Consider the following 17,507-nt stretch of genomic DNA (forward strand, 5'->3'; position numbering starts at 1 on the left):
TGGCAGGTTACAGGGCAGAAAGGCAGTGTTTACACTGGCACTATCAGGCAAGCAGCATCAGGCACAGACGGGTTCTGTCATATCTGAGTCTGGCAGAAGAAGTCATCCGGCATGAGCCCGGGAAAGTAAGACGCCTGAATATAGTTAACGAGATGAAAAAGCTGGGAAAAGAGTACAGTAATATGGTCATGGTGGCATGACCATATTACTGGGGATCCCTCAGCCCACCGGGAGAGGGCCAGGGTGAGGGCATCAGGCCGCACCTGCGAAATGTAGGCCGGGTAAGGCGAAGCCGCCACCCGGCTTTTTTATACGGTAAAACCCAGCATCATCCCCGTATCTTCGTGTTCCAGCAGATGACAGTGCGCCATATAGGCAAACTCCTTTGGCGCCTCGTGGTCAAACTTCACCAGCACCTCGCTGACACCGCCTTCCACTCTCACTGTATCTTTCCAGCCCGCGCGATGCGCATCCGGCGTTTTGCCGTTCTCTGAAAGAATACGGAACTGGGTGCCGTGAATATGGAACGGATGCATCATCATGTCGCCTTCGCCTGAAATCACCCAGCGCTCAAACTGCCCTTTTGTAGCAGCAAACATTGGCGTGTTCATATCGAACGCTTTGCCGTTGATCATATTGGCATTATGGAAATCAAACCCGTGACCGCCGTGATTCATACCGCCCATCTTGCCGTGATCCATGTTCATATGGCCCATCATCTGCCCGTGGTGCATCCCCGCCATCGCCTGATCGCCATACTTTTTCATCAGCGCCTGCATGCCCATCATGTCGAGCATCGGATCCATGGAGAGCTGCAGCTTACGTTGCGTAAGCCCATCCAGCGACGGAAGCGCCGGCAGCTTGGTTAAGGTGTCCGGCAGCGTACCAGAGGCGGTGATCTGCAGCGGCTGAATACGTAAAACCGGGTGCGGCTTATCGAATGGCGCAACGGCCATCCCCATCTGGCTGACCGGGAGCGTCACCAGGTCAAATGACTTACCGTCGCTGATGTCCACCAACACCTCAAAGCGCTCGCCCATCAGCACAGGGAGTTCATTCACTTTGACCGGCTCAGGCAGCAGTCCTCCGTCACTCGCCACGACGTACAGCGGACGATTATCGCTGGTGGCAAAGTTCAGCGAGCGCGCGTTACATCCGTTAAGCAGACGTAACCGCAGCCAGCCTTTTGGTGCAGCGTGCTGGGGGTAGATCGCCCCATTAGTCAGCAGCGTATCGCCAAACCAGCCTACCGCCGCGGTCATCACATCCAGCTGATAATCAATCTGACCGTCTGCGGAGAATTTTTTGTCCTGCACAATGACCGGCACATCGTCGATACCCCACTGTTTGGGCAGACGCAGCAAGCGACTTTCGTCATCTTCAATCAGCACCAGGCCTGCCAGCCCCATGGCCACCTGATGGCCCGTTTTGCCATGCTGATGCGGGTGGAACCAGCAGGTCGCCGCCCGCTGCTCGGGGGTAAAGGTCACTGTGCGCTTCCCGCCCGCTTTTATAATCCCTTGCGGGCCGCCGTCGACCTCGCCCGGCACTTCCAGCCCGTGCCAGTGCAGCGTCGTCTCTTCTGCCAGCGTGTTGTGAATATCAACGGTGACGGCTTTTCCTCTGCGCAGTTGCAACGCCGGGCCAAGCACATTGCCGTTATAGCCCCAGGTGGTGGCGTTATATTTGCCAAAGGCCGTTTTACCGGACTGAACCACCAGCTGGATACGGCCACGGGCATCGGCGGTCAATAAATCAGGAATGGGCAAGGCAGGTCTGTCAGCCGCCAGAACCGCGCGACTCCACAGTGGTAATGCGCTGGCAACCCCCAACGCAACGGAATATTTTAGAAATTCACGACGTTGCATATTCATTTCCTTATTTCGTGCAGACGATCTTTTGAGCATAAACCCTCCCCTTACCGGAAGGTCAAGTAACGCGGCAATAATAAAGATCGTCGCACTGGCACCAAATATGCTAACGTTGATTTTCCGTGATGCAGTGGTAGAAGCAATGAAGACGTTTTTCAGGACAATTTTGTTCACCAGCCTGATGGCAATGTGTGCGAACAGCTATGCGCTCAGTGAAAATGAAGCGGAAGATATGGCCGATCTGACGGCGGTTTTTGTGTTCCTGAAAAATGATTGTGGCTACCAGAATTTACCCAACGGGCAAATTCGTCGCGCACTGGTCTTTTTTGCCCAGCAGAACCAATGGGACCTCAGCAACTACGACAGCTTCGACATGAAAGCGCTCGGTGAAGACAGTTACCGTGATTTAAGCGGTATTGGCATCCCAACGGCAAAAAAATGCAAAGCGCTTGCCCGCGATTCGCTTAGCCTGCTCGCCTACGTGAAATAACCTTCCCGACGCCTCTTGTTTCGCCTGGAACCGTGCAACCACGGTTATAGTTAGCTATCATGTTTCGCTCATTTTTCGTGAGTGTAACGGATGTTAACGAAGAGGAGTCCGCGTATGGCCGACCACACGTTGTGGCATGAAACACTGCATGACCAGTTTGGTCAGTACTTTGCCGTTGATAACGTGCTTTATCATGAGAAAACCGATCATCAGGATCTGATCATCTTCGAGAATGCCGCTTTTGGCCGCGTAATGGCGCTGGACGGCGTGGTGCAAACCACCGAGCGAGATGAGTTTATCTATCATGAGATGATGACCCACGTCCCGCTGCTGGCCCATGGCCACGCGAAGCACGTGCTGATTATCGGCGGCGGCGACGGGGCGATGCTGCGCGAAGTCTCCCGCCACCAGTCCATTGAAACCATCACCATGGTAGAGATCGACGCGGGCGTGGTCTCATTCTGTCGTCAGTACCTGCCTAACCATAATGCGGGTAGCTACGACGATCCGCGCTTTAAGCTGGTGATTGACGATGGCGTGAACTTCGTCAACCAGACAACTCAGACGTTTGACGTCATTATCTCCGACTGTACCGACCCTATCGGCCCGGGAGCCTCGCTGTTTACCTCATCGTTCTACGAGGGTTGCAAGCGTTGTCTGAACCCTGGCGGTATCTTCGTGGCGCAAAATGGCGTCTGCTTCCTGCAGCAGGATGAAGCGCTCGACAGCCACCGCAAACTGAGCACCTATTTTGGCGATGTTAGCTTCTATCAGGCTGCCATTCCGACCTACTACGGCGGGATCATGACCTTTGCCTGGGCGACGGATAACGACGTCCTGCGTCATCTCTCCACGGAGATTATCCAGGCGCGCTTCCATCAGGCAGGTCTCCAGTGCCGTTACTACAATCCGGCGGTCCATACCGCAGCCTTCGCCTTGCCACAGTACCTGCAAGATGCACTGTCCTCCCAGGGGGTGAACTAATTGAAAAAGCTTAAACTGCATGGCTTTAACAACCTGACCAAAAGCCTGAGTTTTTGTATTTACGATATCTGCTACGCCAAAACAGCGGAAGAGCGCGATGGCTACATCGCCTATATCGATGAACTCTACAATGCCAACCGACTGACCGAGATCCTGTCGGAAACCTGCTCTATTATCGGCGCAAATATTCTGAACATCGCCCGCCAGGATTATGAACCTCAGGGCGCCAGCGTGACCATTCTGGTCAGCGAAGAGCCGGTCGATCCTAAGCTTATCGACAAAACCGAGCATCCGGGCCCGCTGCCTGAAGTGGTTGTCGCCCACCTCGATAAAAGCCATATCTGCGTGCACACCTACCCGGAGAGCCACCCGGAAGGCGGCCTGTGTACGTTCCGCGCCGATATCGAAGTATCCACCTGCGGCGTGATCTCCCCGCTAAACGCGCTGAACTATTTAATTCACCAGCTGGAATCCGATATCGTCACCATTGATTATCGTGTGCGTGGTTTTACGCGCGATATCAACGGCATGAAGCACTTTATCGATCACGAGATCAACTCCATTCAGAACTTTATGTCCGAGGACATGAAATCGCTGTACGACATGATGGACGTGAACGTGTATCAGGAGAACATCTTCCACACCAAGATGCTGCTTAAGGAGTTTGACCTTAAGCACTACATGTTCCACACAAAGCCAGAAGATTTAAGCGAAGAAGAGCGTAAGGTCATTACCGACCTGCTCTGGAAAGAGATGCGCGAAATCTACTACGGCCGCAATATTCCGGCCGTGTAAGACGCGCACGGAGCAAGGACGCTCCTGTGTGCTATTTCTGTTTCATAAACTCCCGGTACGCCGCCACGACCTGCAGAAAGTCCTCCACGCCGCACAGCGACAGGCTCTCTTCGTCGTAGTAGCTCATCCCCTCTTCCATCTCGTCGCCCGAGAATTCCAGCTGATTGGCCCGCACCATCACCTCTTCGCCATCCATCCACAGCGTGTATTCATGACCCGCACGTTGCCAGGAGCGTTCACTGCCTTTTATCGCATTCGCCGCCTGTTCAACTTCATCAAGAAGCGCTAGATTTTCTTTCACTTCTTCGTTAAACCAGTGTCCAACGGCTTCGTGGCCCATCGACATACGCACTTTCACCACCCCGGTGATGTCGCGCAGAAATTCGTAATCCATAGTGTTTTCCTCTGCAAAGCCATTACGGTAATTATCGCAGCAGAGAGGAAGAAAAAAAGCGTGTGAGGTGGGAGGAATGAAAATAAAAAAGGTGAGAGCAAGGCCCTGCGGCCTGATGCCCTCACCCCGGCCCTCTCCCACGGGAGAGGGTGCAAACACTAAAAACCGTCTCGTGGAGACGGTTTTGCTTTTATACCGCCGTCTGGAAGATAACCCCGTCAGCTTTCTCGGTGTACTGAGAGAGCTGGTCAAAGTTCAGATAGCGATAGGTATCCACCGCCGTCTTATCAACCTGAGCAACGAAGGTCTGGTACTCTTCCGGCGTTGGCAGTTTGCCAATCAGCGCCGCAACCGCCGCCAGCTCAGCAGAAGCCAGGTAGACGTTCGCACCGGTACCTAAACGGTTCGGGAAGTTACGGGTAGAGGTGGAGACCACCGTCGCACCGTCTGCCACGCGCGCCTGGTTACCCATACACAGGGAACAGCCCGGGATTTCGATGCGCGCACCGCTCTTACCAAACACGCTGTAGTAACCCTCTTCAGTCAGCTGCGCCGCATCCATACGGGTTGGTGGCGCTACCCAAAGGCGGGTTGGCAGCTGGCCTTTGTGAGTATCCAGCAGTTTACCGGCAGCACGGAAGTGACCGATGTTGGTCATACAGGAACCGATGAACACTTCGTCGATCTTATCGCCCTGCACGTCAGACAGCAGACGCGCATCGTCAGGATCGTTCGGCGCACAGAGAATTGGCTCTTTAATGTCTGCCAGATCGATATCGATCACCGCCGCATATTCTGCGTCAGCATCGGCTTCCAGCAGCTGCGGATCCGCCAGCCATTTCTCCATCCCCTGAATACGACGCTCCAGCGTACGACGGTCACCGTAGCCTTCCGCAATCATCCACTTCAGCAGGACGATGTTAGAGTTCAGATACTCAATGATCGGCTCTTTGTTCAGCTTGATGGTACAACCCGCGGCGGAACGCTCTGCGGACGCATCGGTCAGTTCGAATGCCTGCTCAACTTTGAGATCCGGCAGCCCTTCAATTTCCAGGATGCGGCCAGAGAAGATGTTCTTCTTACCTTTCTTCTCAACGGTCAGCAGGCCCTGTTTGATGGCATACAGCGGGATAGCGTGAACCAGGTCGCGCAGGGTGATACCCGGCTGCATTTTACCTTTGAAGCGCACCAGTACCGATTCCGGCATATCCAGCGGCATCACGCCGGTCGCTGCGGCAAACGCCACCAGACCGGAGCCCGCAGGGAAGGAGATACCAATCGGGAAACGGGTATGGGAGTCACCGCCGGTACCGACGGTATCCGGCAGCAGCATACGGTTCAGCCAGGAGTGGATAACGCCGTCGCCCGGACGCAGGGAGACGCCGCCACGGTTCATGATGAAGTCTGGCAGCGTGTGGTGCGTGGTTACGTCAACCGGCTTCGGATACGCCGCCGTGTGACAGAAGGACTGCATGACCAGATCGGACGAGAAGCCCAGGCACGCCAGGTCTTTCAGCTCGTCACGGGTCATTGGGCCAGTGGTGTCCTGAGAGCCCACAGAGGTCATCTTCGGCTCGCAGTAAGCGCCAGGACGGATACCGGCCACGCCGCACGCACGGCCAACCATTTTCTGCGCCAGCGAGAAGCCACGATTGCTTTCTGCTACGTCTTTCGCATGACGGAACACGTCTGAGTGCGGCAGACCCAGCGCTTCACGCGCTTTGGTGGTCAGGCCACGACCGATGATCAGCGGGATACGGCCACCGGCACGCACTTCGTCGATCAGCACGTCGGTTTTCAGCTCGAAGCTCGCCAGCAGCTCGTTGGTGTCGTGGTTACGGACTTCACCTTTGTACGGGTAAACGTCAATCACGTCGCCCATGTTCAGGTTAGAGACATCCACTTCGATTGGCAGTGCGCCAGCATCTTCCATGGTGTTGAAGAAGATTGGGGCAATCTTACCGCCCAGGCACAAGCCGCCACCGCGTTTGTTCGGCACATGCGGAATATCGTCACCCATAAACCACAGGACGGAGTTAGTGGCGGATTTACGGGAAGAACCGGTACCGACTACGTCACCGACGTAAGCCAGCGGGAACCCTTTTTTCTGCAAGGCTTCGATCTGTTTGATCGGGCCGACAACGCCTGGCTGATCCGGCTCAATGCCTTCACGGGCGTTTTTCAGCATCGCCAGAGCGTGCAGCGGGATATCCGGGCGAGACCATGCATCCGGTGCCGGAGAGAGGTCATCGGTGTTGGTTTCACCGGTGACTTTGAATACGGTAACGGTAATTTTTTCAGCCAGCGCAGGACGGTTCAGGAACCATTCGGCATCGGCCCAGGACTGCATCACCTGCTTCGCATAGACGTTGCCTGCTTTGGCTTTTTCTTCCACATCGTAGAAGTTATCGAACATCAGCAGCGTTGAAGAGAGCGCTTTAGCGGCAATCGGTGCCAGCTTGTCGTTATCCAGCGCGTCAATCAGCGGATGAATGTTATAACCACCCTGCATGGTGCCGAGCAGTTCAATGGCTTTTTCAGGAGTAACCAGTGGGGAGGTGGCTTCGCCTTTGGCGATAGCAGCAAGGAATCCGGCTTTTACGTAGGCAGCTTCATCTACGCCAGGCGGTACGCGGTTGATCAGCAGATCTAACAGGAATTCTTCTTCGCCCTTAGGCGGGTTCTTCAGCAGCTCGACGAGCGCGGCCATTTGGGTTGCATCTAACGGTTTGGGTACAATTCCCTCGGCGGCACGTTCTGCTACGTGCTTACGGTATTCTTCTAGCACGACGGTTCTCCTCGCTCTCATTGTCATATGCGGCGGGCGTTCTCTTCACGCTCCTGTGAGACAGCAGTTTGTAGGGTAAATGCCCGATACCGCGTCGGGCAGCATAGCAGGATTTCTGCACAGTGTTAATCCGTTTACAAAAAAGCAACATTAAAAAATTTGCTGAATCGTTAAGCATGGTGTAGCGGGCGGACGGGGGGAATTTTGGCAACTAGTTGCGGTCCGCTCGCAAGAGCGGCCTTCTGAAATCCAGCGGCTTTTCAGCTATCACATATAATTGTGTAATAAATACTCACACTCTTTATCCGGACGTACCGGCAGTTCCCCAACAAAAGTCAAAACAGTAAAAGGCGAGTGAATAATACTCACGCCAACCGTAACGCCTCACGGCACAGCGCTTGTCTCGTTGGAGTCATTTTATGAAGTTGCCCTTTAAACCACATCTGCTTGTTCTTCTGTGCAGTGCCGGGCTGTTTGCCGCCTCAGGCGTCATGTTTGTCAAAAGTCGGGCGACAGAGCCTGTCGTCCCCGCTCCCGTCGCACAACAACCGGTAACCCCCGCAGCAGCGCAACCCGCCCCCGTCGTCGCCCCAGCCTATACGGCCGCGCAAATCGATCAGTGGGTTGCTCCCATCGCGCTCTATCCGGATGCCCTGCTGTCACAAATTTTAATGGCCTCGACCTACCCGGCCAACGTCATCCAGGCGGCGCAGTGGTCCAAAGACAACCCTAAAATGGAAGGAGACGCCGCTATCCAGGCCGTTGCCAGCCAGCCCTGGGATCCCAGCGTAAAATCGCTGGTCGCGTTTCCTCAACTGATGTCGCTGATGGGTGAAAACCCGCCGTGGGTACAAAATCTGGGGGATGCATTTCTCGCACAACCGAAAGATGTCATGGATTCCGTCCAACGCCTGCGCGCGCTGGCTCAAAAGACCGGCGCCTTACAATCGACGCCTCAGCAGACAGTCACCACCGTGACGAAACCTGCCCCGGCCAAATCGGCCACCAGCGAATCGACGACTTCCACCACGCCTGCCCCGACGGTGATCAAAATTGAATCCGCGGATCCGCAGGTCGTTTACGTCCCTACCTATAACCCCAATACCGTTTACGGTACCTGGCCAAACACGGCTTACCCGCCAACCTATCTTCCTCCTTCTCCGGGAGAGCAGTTTACGGACAGTCTGGTCAAAGGCTTAGGCTTCAGCCTGGGTGTGGCGACAACCTACGCCATCTTCAGCAACATCGACTGGGATGATGACGACGACTGGGACCACCATCATGACGATGACTGGAATCACGGCGGCTATAACCGCAACGGTGATAACAATATCAATATTAACGTTGAGAACTTCAACAAAATCAGTGGGCAACGCCTGACGGATGCCAACCGCACCTGGCAGCATAACCCGGCGTATCGGGAAGGTGTGCCCTACCCCACCAGCCAGCTTAATAACCGCTTCCATTCCACTAACACGGTAACGGGGCTCAGTTCTACGCAGCAAAAACCGGTTAACCGCGACAGCCAGCGTCAGGCGGCCCTAAGCCAGATGGAAAAATCGACGGGTAAAACCTTCCCGCAAACCGCGCGTCCGGGAACCAAAGATGCACAGCGCCAGATTTCAGGCGAACAGCTGAAGCAGATATCCCAGCGCAACAACTACCGTGGCTACGACACCAGACCGCAAACGGCAAAGCGAACCACCTCGCAGCAGCGTGATAATCACCCTGCCGTAACCCAGCGACAGGAGAAACGGATCGCGCAGCCAGCCCAGCAACGCCATATCCCGCAGCGAACCAGCCAGCCTCGCGCAAATGCCCTGAGCGGTAACGACAGCCGCTCTGCCAACTGGCAAGCCCAGCAGCAACGGGGGGCGCAAAGCAGACAATTGGCTGCCCGTCATCAGCAGCCGCGTCAGGCCCCTGCCGGACGTGCTGAACACCGTGAATTCCGTCATCGTTAAGGGAGCCAACATGAAAAAGAATCTTGTCTGTGGAATGGTGTTGTTCATGATGTCCGCCGCTGCGATGGCACAGCAATCCTTCAGTACACCCGCTCAGGCGACCGATGCGCTGGCACATGCCATCAGTGAACAGAATGAAACGGCAATGAACAATCTGCTTGGAGAGAACTGGCGCGATTTTCTGCCGCCAGAAGGGGTCGATCCTGAGGCCGTCGATCGTTTCCTGCGCGACTGGAAGGTGCGGCACAACACGGTTATCGATGGTAATACGGCGCATCTGGTCGTCGGAAATAACGACTGGCAGTTGCCCATCCCGGTTGTCAAATCCGCTGCCGGATGGCAATTCGATATCAAGGAGGGCGCCGAGGAGATCCTGACCCGCGAGATCGGGCGTAACGAGCTTGCTGCCATCGAAGCATTACATGCCTATGTGGATGCCCAGCAGAGCTATTTCGCCATGAATCAAAAATACGCGCAGAAAATTGTCAGCTCTGAAGGGAAAAAAGATGGTCTCTACTGGCCCGTTTCGCCGGGTGAAGCCCCCAGCCCGCTGGGACCAGCCTTCAGCCCCAAAGAGCCCGGTGCAGGCTATCACGGCTATCGGTTCCGTATCCTGCCTGATGAGAAAGGCTTTGCGATGGTGGCATGGCCCGTCAGCTATGGCCAGACAGGCGTCATGAGCTTTGTGATAAACCAGGATGACAAAGTGTACCAGGCCGATCTCGGCAATGACTCTGAGCAGAAAGCCCAGGCGTTAACTACCTATAACCCGGATAAAACCTGGCAGCCTGTGGCTCCCTGAATCCAGCACATAAAAAAAGCGGCCACAGGCCGCTTTTTTTGTCTGAAGAAACTTATTTCTTCTTCGCTTTCGCGTTTGGCAGGTCGGTGATGCTACCTTCAAACACTTCTGCCGCCAGGCCCACGGACTCGTGCAGAGTTGGGTGAGCGTGGATGGTCAGCGCGATGTCTTCCGCGTCGCAACCCATTTCGATCGCCAGACCGATTTCACCCAGCAGCTCGCCGCCGTTGGTACCGACAATCGCACCACCGATAACGCGGTGAGTCTCTTTGTCGAAGATCAGTTTGGTCATACCGTCTGCGCAGTCGGAAGCGATAGCACGGCCAGAAGCAGCCCACGGGAAGGTGGCGGTTTCGTAGCTGATGCCTTTCTCTTTCGCTTCTTTCTCGGTCAGACCGACCCATGCCACTTCTGGCTCGGTGTACGCGATAGATGGGATCACTTTCGGATCGAAGTAGTGTTTCATGCCGGCGATAACTTCAGCGGCAACGTGACCTTCGTGAACACCTTTGTGCGCCAGCATTGGCTGACCGACGATATCGCCGATAGCAAAGATGTGCGGCACGTTAGTGCGCAGCTGTTTGTCAACGCGGATGAAGCCACGGTCGTCCACTTCCACGCCAGCTTTGCCCGCGTCGAGGTTCTTACCGTTCGGCACACGGCCGATCGCCACCAGCACGGCGTCATAACGCTGTGGTTCGGATGGCGCTTTTTTACCTTCCATGGAAACGTAAATACCGTCTTCTTTCGCTTCAACGGCAGTCACTTTGGTTTCCAGCATCAGGTTGAATTTCTTGCTGATACGCTTGGTGAAGACTTTAACGATGTCTTTATCCGCAGCCGGGATAACCTGGTCGAACATTTCAACCACGTCAATGTCTGAACCCAGTGCATGGTACACGGTACCCATTTCCAGACCGATGATACCGCCGCCCATAACCAGCAGACGTTTTGGAACGGTTTTCAGTTCCAGGGCATCGGTGGAATCCCACACGCGTGGATCTTCATGTGGAATGAATGGCAGTTCGATTGGACGAGAGCCCGCCGCGATGATCGCGTTGTCGAAGTTGATTACGGTTTTGCCGTTTTCGCCTTCCACTTCAAGAGTGTTCGCGCCGGTGAATTTACCCAGACCGTTAACCACTTTTACTTTACGGCCTTTCGCCATGCCAGCCAGACCACCGGTCAGCTGAGTGATAACTTTCTCTTTCCAGGTACGGATTTTATCGATATCGGTTTTCGGCTCGCCGAAGACGATACCGTGTTCAGCCAGCGCTTTGGCTTCTTCGATAACTTTCGCTACGTGCAGCAGCGCTTTAGAAGGGATACAACCTACGTTCAGACAAACACCACCAAGGGTGTTGTAACGTTCTACGATGACGGTTTCCAGACCTAAATCAGCGCAACGGAAGGCTGCAGAGTAACCTGCGGGACCTGCCCCAAGTACCACGACCTGAGTTTTGATTTCAGTACTCATCATGACCTCTTATTGATTTCCGGCGGTCCAGGTACTTGTCGCCCTTCATCCACCGGGACGTTCTATCCGCCCGCAGTTTACAAAATTGTTAACAATTTTGAAACAACAAACGGCTCACGAATTGTCGCTTTCGCCAATAACCTCACAAACCACATGAGATTAACAGAAAAAAGCCGGCCGACTGGCCGGCTTTTCACTTACATCACCAGGCGGCGAATGTCGCTCAGCATGTTGTTTATGATGGTGATGAAACGCGCACCATCAGCACCGTCGATCACGCGGTGGTCGAAGGACAGAGAGATTGGCATCATCAGACGCGGCACGAACTCTTTGCCATTCCACACCGGCTCCATCGCGGACTTGGACACACCGAGGATAGCCACTTCCGGCGCGTTAACAATCGGTGCGAAGTGGGTAGTACCCAGGCCGCCGATGCTGGAGATAGTGAAGCAGCCGCCCTGCATTTCGCCGGCAGTCAGCTTACCATCACGCGCTTTTTTGGAGATGGTGGTCAGTTCACGGGACAGCTCAGTGATGCTCTTCTTGTTCACGTCTTTGAAGACCGGAACAACCAGACCATTTGGCGTATCAACCGCAACACCAATGTTGATGTATTTCTTCAGCGTCAGCTTCTGGCCATCTTCGGACAGGGAGCTGTTGAAGCGTGGCATCTGCTCCAGGGCAGCGGCAACGGCTTTCATGATGAAGACCACTGGGGTGAATTTCACGTCCAGTTTACGCTTCTCAGCTTCGGCGTTCTGCTGTTTACGGAACGCTTCCAGATCGGTGATATCGGTTTTGTCGAAGTGCGTAACGTGCGGGATCATGACCCAGTTACGGCTCAGGTTAGCACCAGAGATTTTCTGGATGCGGCCCAGTTCCACTTCTTCAATTTCACCGAACTTGCTGAAGTCCACTTTCGGCCATGGCAGCATGCCCGGGATACCGCCGCCTGCGGCTGCAGCTGGTGCAGCTTCAGCGCGTTTCACCGCGTCTTTCACATAAGCCTGAACGTCTTCGCGCAGGATACGACCTTTACGGCCAGTCCCTTTCACTTTCGCCAGGTTCACGCCGAATTCGCGCGCCAGGCGACGAATCAGCGGGGTCGCGTGGACGTAAGCGTCGTTTTCAGCGAACTCAGATTTGCTTTCCGCTTTTGCAGCAGGTGCCGCTGGTTTAGCAGCCTGAGCCGGTGCAGCAGCCGGTGCTGGAGCAGCTGCGGCAGCCGGAGCGGCAGCAGGCGCAGCGCCTTCCACTTCGAAGACCATGATCAGAGAGCCGGTAGAGACTTTGTCGCCGGTGCTGATTTTGATCTCTTTAACGGTACCCTCGAACGGCGCAGGCACTTCCATAGAGGCTTTGTCGCCTTCAACGGTGATCAGTGACTGTTCAGCGGCAACTTTGTCGCCCACTTTCACCATCACTTCGGTCACTTCGACTTCGTCACCGCCGATGTCAGGAACGTTAACGTCTTTCACGCCGCCTGCTGCTGGTGCAGCCGCTGGAGCCGGAGCCGCAGCCTGAGCTGGCGCAGCGGCAGGTGCAGCACCCGCCACTTCGAAGATCATGATCAGAGAGCCGGTAGACACTTTGTCACCGGTGTTGATCTTGATCTCTTTAACGGTGCCCGCGAACGGCGCCGGCACTTCCATAGACGCTTTATCGCCTTCTACGGTGATCAGAGACTGCTCAGCCGCAACGGTATCGCCCACTTTCACCAGGATTTCAGTGACTTCAACTTCGTCACCGCCGATGTCAGGCACGTTAACTTCTTTCGCTGCCGCGGCAGCTGCTGGAGCAGCGGCGGCCGGAGCTTCTTTCTTCTCTTCCTGCGCAGGTGCAGCAGCTGCTGCACCGTCGGCGGAATCGAAAATCATGATCAGTTTGCCAGTCTCGGTTTTATCGCCAACAGAGACTTTGATCTCTTTAACGATGCCAGCCTGAGGAGACGGGACTTCCATAGAGGCTTTGTCGCCTTCTACGGTGATCAGCGACTGTTCAGCTTCAACTTTGTCGCCTACTTTGACCAGGATCTCGGTGATTTCAACTTCATCAGCCCCGATGTCCGGTACATTGATTTCGATAGCCATTATTCTTTTACCTCTTACGCCAGACGCGGGTTAACTTTTTCTGCATCGATGTTGAATTTGGTAATTGCGTCCGCAACCACTTTCTTATCGATTTCGCCACGTTTAGCCAGTTCGCCCAGTGCTGCTACAACCACGTAAGAAGCATCAACTTCGAAGTGGTGACGCAGGTTTTCGCGGCTGTCAGAACGACCGAAGCCGTCAGTACCCAGTACGCGATAATCATCAGCTGGAACGTAAGTACGAACCTGCTCAGCGAACAGTTTCATATAGTCAGTAGACGCCACCGCTGGCGCGTCGTTCATCACCTGAGCGATGTACGGAACGCGTGGGGTTTCCATTGGGTGCAGCATGTTCCAGCGCTCACAATCCTGGCCATCACGCGCCAGTTCAGTGAAGGAGGTCACGCTGTACACGTCGGAACCCACACCGTAGTCTTTCGCCAGGATCTGCGCTGCTTCACGAACGTGACGCAGAATAGAACCGGAGCCCAGCAGCTGAACTTTACCTTTGCTACCTTCAATGGTTTCGAGTTTATAGATACCTTTACGGATACCTTCCTCGGCACCTGCTGGCATTGCCGGCATGTGGTAGTTTTCGTTCAGGGTGGTGATGTAGTAGTAAATGTTCTCTTGCGCTTCGCCGTACATGCGCTGCAGACCGTCATGCATGATGACTGCCACTTCGTACGCGTAAGACGGGTCGTAAGAGATACAGTTAGGGATAGTCAGAGACTGAATGTGGCTGTGGCCATCTTCGTGCTGCAGACCTTCACCGTTCAGGGTCGTACGACCGGAAGTACCACCAATCAGGAAGCCGCGAGCCTGCTGGTCGCCTGCCTGCCAGCACAGGTCACCGATACGCTGGAACCCGAACATGGAGTAGTAGATGTAGAACGGGATCATCGGCAGGTTGTTGGTGCTGTAGGAGGTCGCAGCAGCCAGCCAGGATGCGCCTGCGCCCAGCTCGTTGATACCTTCCTGCAGGATCTGACCTTTCTCGTCTTCTTTGTAGTATGCAACCTGCTCACGGTCCTGCGGGGTGTACTGCTGGCCGTTCGGGCTGTAGATACCGATCTGACGGAACAGACCTTCCATACCGAAAGTACGCGCTTCGTCAGCGATGATTGGCACCAGACGATCTTTGATCGACTTGTTCTTCAGCATCACGTTCAGGGCACGAACGAAAGCGATAGTGGTGGAGATCTCTTTGTTCTGCTCTTCCAGCAGCTGAGAGAAGTCTTCCAGCGCTGGCAGTTCCAGTTTCTCGGTGAAGTTAGGCTGACGAGCTGGCAGGTAGCCTTTCAGCGCCTGACGACGTTCGTGCAGGTACTTGTACTCTTCAGAACCTTCCGGGAAGGTGATGTAAGACAGGTTTTCTACCTGTTCATCGGTCACTGGCACGTTGAAGCGGTCGCGGATGTAGCGCACGCCGTCCATGTTCATTTTCTTAACCTGGTGAGCGATGTTTTTACCTTCTGCGGTATCACCCATGCCGTAACCTTTGATGGTGTGGGCCAGGATTACAGTCGCTTTACCTTTGGTTTCGCGCGCTTTTTTCAGTGCTGCGTAGATTTTCTTCGGATCGTGACCACCACGGTTCAGCGCCCAGATCTGCTCGTCAGTCCAGTCTGCAACCAGTGCGGCGGTTTCAGGATATTTGCCGAAGAAGTGCTCACGAACGTAGGCACCGTCTTTGGATTTGAAGGTCTGGTAGTCACCGTCAACGGTTTCGTTCATCAGTTGGATCAGTTTACCGCTGGTGTCTTTACGCAGCAGTTCGTCCCAACGTGAACCCCACATTACTTTGATAACGTTCCAGCCAGCACCTGCGAAGATGCCTTCCAGTTCGTTGATGATCTTACCGTTACCGGTTACCGGACCATCCAGACGCTGCAGGTTACAGTTGATGATGAAGCACAGGTTGTCCAGCTTCTCACGGGTAGCGATGGTGATCGCACCTTTAGATTCTGGCTCATCCATCTCACCGTCGCCCAGGAAGGCGTAAACGGTTTGCTCAGAGGTATCTTTCAGACCGCGGTGTTCCAGGTACTTCAGGAATTTCGCCTGATAGATTGCACCGATTGGGCCCAGACCCATGGATACGGTCGGGAACTGCCAGAATTCAGGCATCAGTTTAGGGTGCGGGTAAGAAGACAGACCTTTACCGTGAACTTCCTGACGGAAGTTGTTCATCTGCTCTTCAGTCAGACGACCTTCCAGGAATGCACGTGCATAGATGCCCGGAGAGATGTGGCCCTGGAAGTACACCAGGTCGCCGCCGTCTTTCTCGTTAGCAGCACGGAAGAAGTGGTTGAAGCACACTTCGTAAACGGTCGCAGAGGACTGGAAGGACGCCATGTGGCCACCCAGCTCCAGATCTTTCTTGGACGCACGCAGAACGGTCATGATGGCGTTCCAGCGGATAGCAGAACGGATACGGCGTTCCAGATCCAGATTGCCCGGGTATTCCGGTTCGTCTTCAACGGCAATCGTGTTTACGTAGTTGCTAGCCCCTGCACCTGAAGCAACCTTCACGCCGCCTTTGCGGGCTTCAGAAAGCAGCTGATCAATCAGATACTGAGCGCGCTCAACACCTTCTTCACGGATGACCGATTCGATCGCCTGTAGCCAGTCGCGAGTTTCGATCGGATCCACGTCATTTTGGAGACGTTCTGACATGGGGGTATTCCTTATCTATCTAATACGTTGATTTATCTGGAACCTGTCCCATTGTATTTTCGTCAGAAAACACAATAAGACAGGTTCTGCGTTTAGTTGCCGCGCTCTAAAAGTACCTGGCGCTTAATCCTTTCGTTGCTGTATGCGGCGTAATGAACGTTCGCGACGCGATTGTTCTCGGCTGCGGTCCAGCAAGATTTCCTCAATGAAAGCCAGATGTCGGTGCGACGCTTCGCGCGCCTGCTCCGGTTCCCCGGCCATTATCGCCTCGAATACTCGGGTGCGATGGTTGCTTACCAGCGGGAGCATGTCCCGACGGGCATACAACAATTCAAAATTTTGACGAACGTTCTGGGCCAGCATCGGCTCCATGCAGCGTAGCAGATGGAGGAGCACTACGTTGTGTGCCGCTTCGGTGACGGCAATCTGATACTGGACGACGGCATTGGACTCGGCGTCTAAATCGCCGGACTGCTGTGCCCGTTCAATGGCCTGATGCAGTTCGCGGATACGCACGCGATCTTCATCAGTGCTGCGAAGGGCGGCGTAATAGGCCGCGATACCTTCAAGCGCGTGACGGGTCTCAAGCAGATCAAACTGGGATTCTGGGTGGTCAGAGAGAAGTTCTACCAGCGGATCGCTGAAGCTCTGCCACAGGCTGTTTTGAACAAAGGTTCCGCCGCCCTGGCGACGAAGCAGCAAGCCCTTTGCTTCGAGGCGTTGAATCGCCTCACGCAGAGAGGGGCGGGATACGTCGAACTGTTTAGCCAGCTCGCGTTCTGGCGGAAGTTTCTCACCCGGGCGCAGTGTCCCCTCGAGGATTAAAAACTCCAGCTGCTGCTCAATCACATCGGATAGTTTTGGTTGGCGAATTTTGCTGTAGGCCATATTCCCTGTCTTACGCCTTTTTGCCCGGAGTCAATTGGTCTTACCAATTTCAAGTTCGTATCGCTAAAGTAACAAAGTATTCACCTTCTGTCCATATTGGTTTTGATTGAAATCAGTAAACCCTGCACATTTTAACAACCTTACAGAAATAACGTTTCAGAAATGTAACTTTGCACAAATGAGCTGATTACTACCAAAGAGGGAGTTTTAACCATAATGAAACGAGGGTTTTTGCAATCTGAAGCGATTCAACAACGCAAAAAATGAAAATTCGCCCACTTTTAAG

Annotated in this window: 12 protein-coding genes and 1 pseudogene; 6 read left to right on the top strand and 7 right to left on the bottom strand. The window is 54.4% G+C overall.

Annotation, left to right across the window (positions count from 1 at the left end; genetic code table 11):
- A pseudogene (locus APU11_RS28655) lies at window positions 1–200 on the top strand (IS4 family transposase); the annotation flags it as partial.
- 108 nt (window positions 201–308) lie between these two features.
- Here the strand turns inward: APU11_RS28655 and cueO are convergent.
- Window positions 309–1,868, bottom strand: a complete 1,560-nt coding sequence (gene cueO / locus APU11_RS06295; RefSeq protein WP_058651092.1) for a multicopper oxidase CueO — start codon at window positions 1,866–1,868, stop codon at window positions 309–311.
- A gap of 145 nt (window positions 1,869–2,013) precedes the next feature.
- On the opposite strand from cueO, the gene APU11_RS06300 reads away from it, so the two are divergent.
- From APU11_RS06300 to speD, 3 genes are all read left to right on the top strand, one after another.
- Window positions 2,014–2,361 (top strand): YacC family pilotin-like protein, encoded by a 348-nt coding sequence (locus tag APU11_RS06300; RefSeq protein ID WP_014830675.1) that lies wholly within the window; start codon window positions 2,014–2,016, stop codon window positions 2,359–2,361.
- A 114-nt stretch (window positions 2,362–2,475) separates the two neighbouring features.
- On the top strand, window positions 2,476–3,345 hold the full coding sequence (gene speE / locus APU11_RS06305) for a polyamine aminopropyltransferase (protein ID WP_013095610.1): 870 nt from the start codon (window positions 2,476–2,478) through the stop codon (window positions 3,343–3,345).
- Window positions 3,346–4,140 carry an adenosylmethionine decarboxylase gene (gene speD, locus APU11_RS06310; RefSeq protein ID WP_013095609.1) on the top strand — a complete coding sequence of 265 codons (795 nt, stop codon included), beginning with the start codon at window positions 3,346–3,348 and terminating at the stop codon, window positions 4,138–4,140.
- Between the two features lie 31 nt (window positions 4,141–4,171).
- Here speD and yacL read toward each other — a convergent pair whose 3' ends face one another.
- Together yacL and acnB are read right to left on the bottom strand one after the other, a co-directional pair.
- A complete protein-coding gene (yacL, locus tag APU11_RS06315; RefSeq protein WP_045292712.1) occupies window positions 4,172–4,534 on the bottom strand; it encodes a protein YacL in 363 nt (120 codons plus the stop codon).
- Window positions 4,535–4,724: 190 nt separating this feature from the next.
- On the bottom strand, window positions 4,725–7,322 hold the full coding sequence (gene acnB, locus APU11_RS06320) for a bifunctional aconitate hydratase 2/2-methylisocitrate dehydratase (protein WP_013095602.1): 2,598 nt from the start codon (window positions 7,320–7,322) through the stop codon (window positions 4,725–4,727).
- A gap of 419 nt (window positions 7,323–7,741) precedes the next feature.
- Between acnB and APU11_RS06325 the strand changes: the two genes are divergently transcribed.
- On the top strand, window positions 7,742–9,286 hold the full coding sequence (locus APU11_RS06325; protein ID WP_058651093.1) for a DUF3300 domain-containing protein: 1,545 nt from the start codon (window positions 7,742–7,744) through the stop codon (window positions 9,284–9,286).
- 10 nt (window positions 9,287–9,296) lie between these two features.
- Window positions 9,297–10,088: a DUF2950 family protein gene (locus APU11_RS06330; RefSeq protein WP_058651094.1), complete on the top strand. Its 792-nt coding sequence runs from the start codon at window positions 9,297–9,299 to the stop codon at window positions 10,086–10,088.
- Between the two features lie 52 nt (window positions 10,089–10,140).
- Here APU11_RS06330 and lpdA read toward each other — a convergent pair whose 3' ends face one another.
- The 4 genes from lpdA to pdhR all read right to left on the bottom strand — a co-directional run bounded on the left by lpdA (window position 10,141) and on the right by pdhR (window position 17,221).
- Window positions 10,141–11,565 carry a dihydrolipoyl dehydrogenase gene (lpdA, locus tag APU11_RS06335; RefSeq protein WP_014830669.1) on the bottom strand — a complete coding sequence of 475 codons (1,425 nt, stop codon included), beginning with the start codon at window positions 11,563–11,565 and terminating at the stop codon, window positions 10,141–10,143.
- A gap of 197 nt (window positions 11,566–11,762) precedes the next feature.
- Window positions 11,763–13,655 (bottom strand): pyruvate dehydrogenase complex dihydrolipoyllysine-residue acetyltransferase, encoded by a 1,893-nt coding sequence (gene aceF / locus APU11_RS06340; RefSeq protein WP_058651095.1) that lies wholly within the window; start codon window positions 13,653–13,655, stop codon window positions 11,763–11,765.
- 14 nt (window positions 13,656–13,669) lie between these two features.
- Window positions 13,670–16,333, bottom strand: coding sequence for a pyruvate dehydrogenase (acetyl-transferring), homodimeric type (aceE, locus tag APU11_RS06345; protein ID WP_013095597.1), 2,664 nt, complete (start codon window positions 16,331–16,333; stop codon window positions 13,670–13,672).
- Between the two features lie 123 nt (window positions 16,334–16,456).
- Window positions 16,457–17,221, bottom strand: coding sequence for a pyruvate dehydrogenase complex transcriptional repressor PdhR (gene pdhR, locus APU11_RS06350; RefSeq protein WP_013095596.1), 765 nt, complete (start codon window positions 17,219–17,221; stop codon window positions 16,457–16,459).
- Window positions 17,222–17,507 lie beyond the last annotated feature (286 nt).

Origin of the sequence: Enterobacter sp. 50793107 (genome assembly GCF_001463365.1) — a bacterium.
GTDB classification, from domain to species: domain Bacteria; phylum Pseudomonadota; class Gammaproteobacteria; order Enterobacterales; family Enterobacteriaceae; genus Enterobacter; species Enterobacter cloacae.

Coding starts and splice junctions, on each gene's coding strand:
- cueO (WP_058651092.1), bottom strand. CDS start 1,868: ATGCAACGTCGTGAATTTCTAAAATATTCCGTTGCGTTGGGGGTTGCC.
- APU11_RS06300 (WP_014830675.1), top strand. CDS start 2,014: ATGAAGACGTTTTTCAGGACAATTTTGTTCACCAGCCTGATGGCAATG.
- speE (WP_013095610.1), top strand. CDS start 2,476: ATGGCCGACCACACGTTGTGGCATGAAACACTGCATGACCAGTTTGGT.
- yacL (WP_045292712.1), bottom strand. CDS start 4,534: ATGGATTACGAATTTCTGCGCGACATCACCGGGGTGGTGAAAGTGCGT.
- APU11_RS06325 (WP_058651093.1), top strand. CDS start 7,742: ATGAAGTTGCCCTTTAAACCACATCTGCTTGTTCTTCTGTGCAGTGCC.
- APU11_RS06330 (WP_058651094.1), top strand. CDS start 9,297: ATGAAAAAGAATCTTGTCTGTGGAATGGTGTTGTTCATGATGTCCGCC.
- lpdA (WP_014830669.1), bottom strand. CDS start 11,565: ATGAGTACTGAAATCAAAACTCAGGTCGTGGTACTTGGGGCAGGTCCC.
- aceF (WP_058651095.1), bottom strand. CDS start 13,655: ATGGCTATCGAAATCAATGTACCGGACATCGGGGCTGATGAAGTTGAA.
- aceE (WP_013095597.1), bottom strand. CDS start 16,333: ATGTCAGAACGTCTCCAAAATGACGTGGATCCGATCGAAACTCGCGAC.
- pdhR (WP_013095596.1), bottom strand. CDS start 17,221: ATGGCCTACAGCAAAATTCGCCAACCAAAACTATCCGATGTGATTGAG.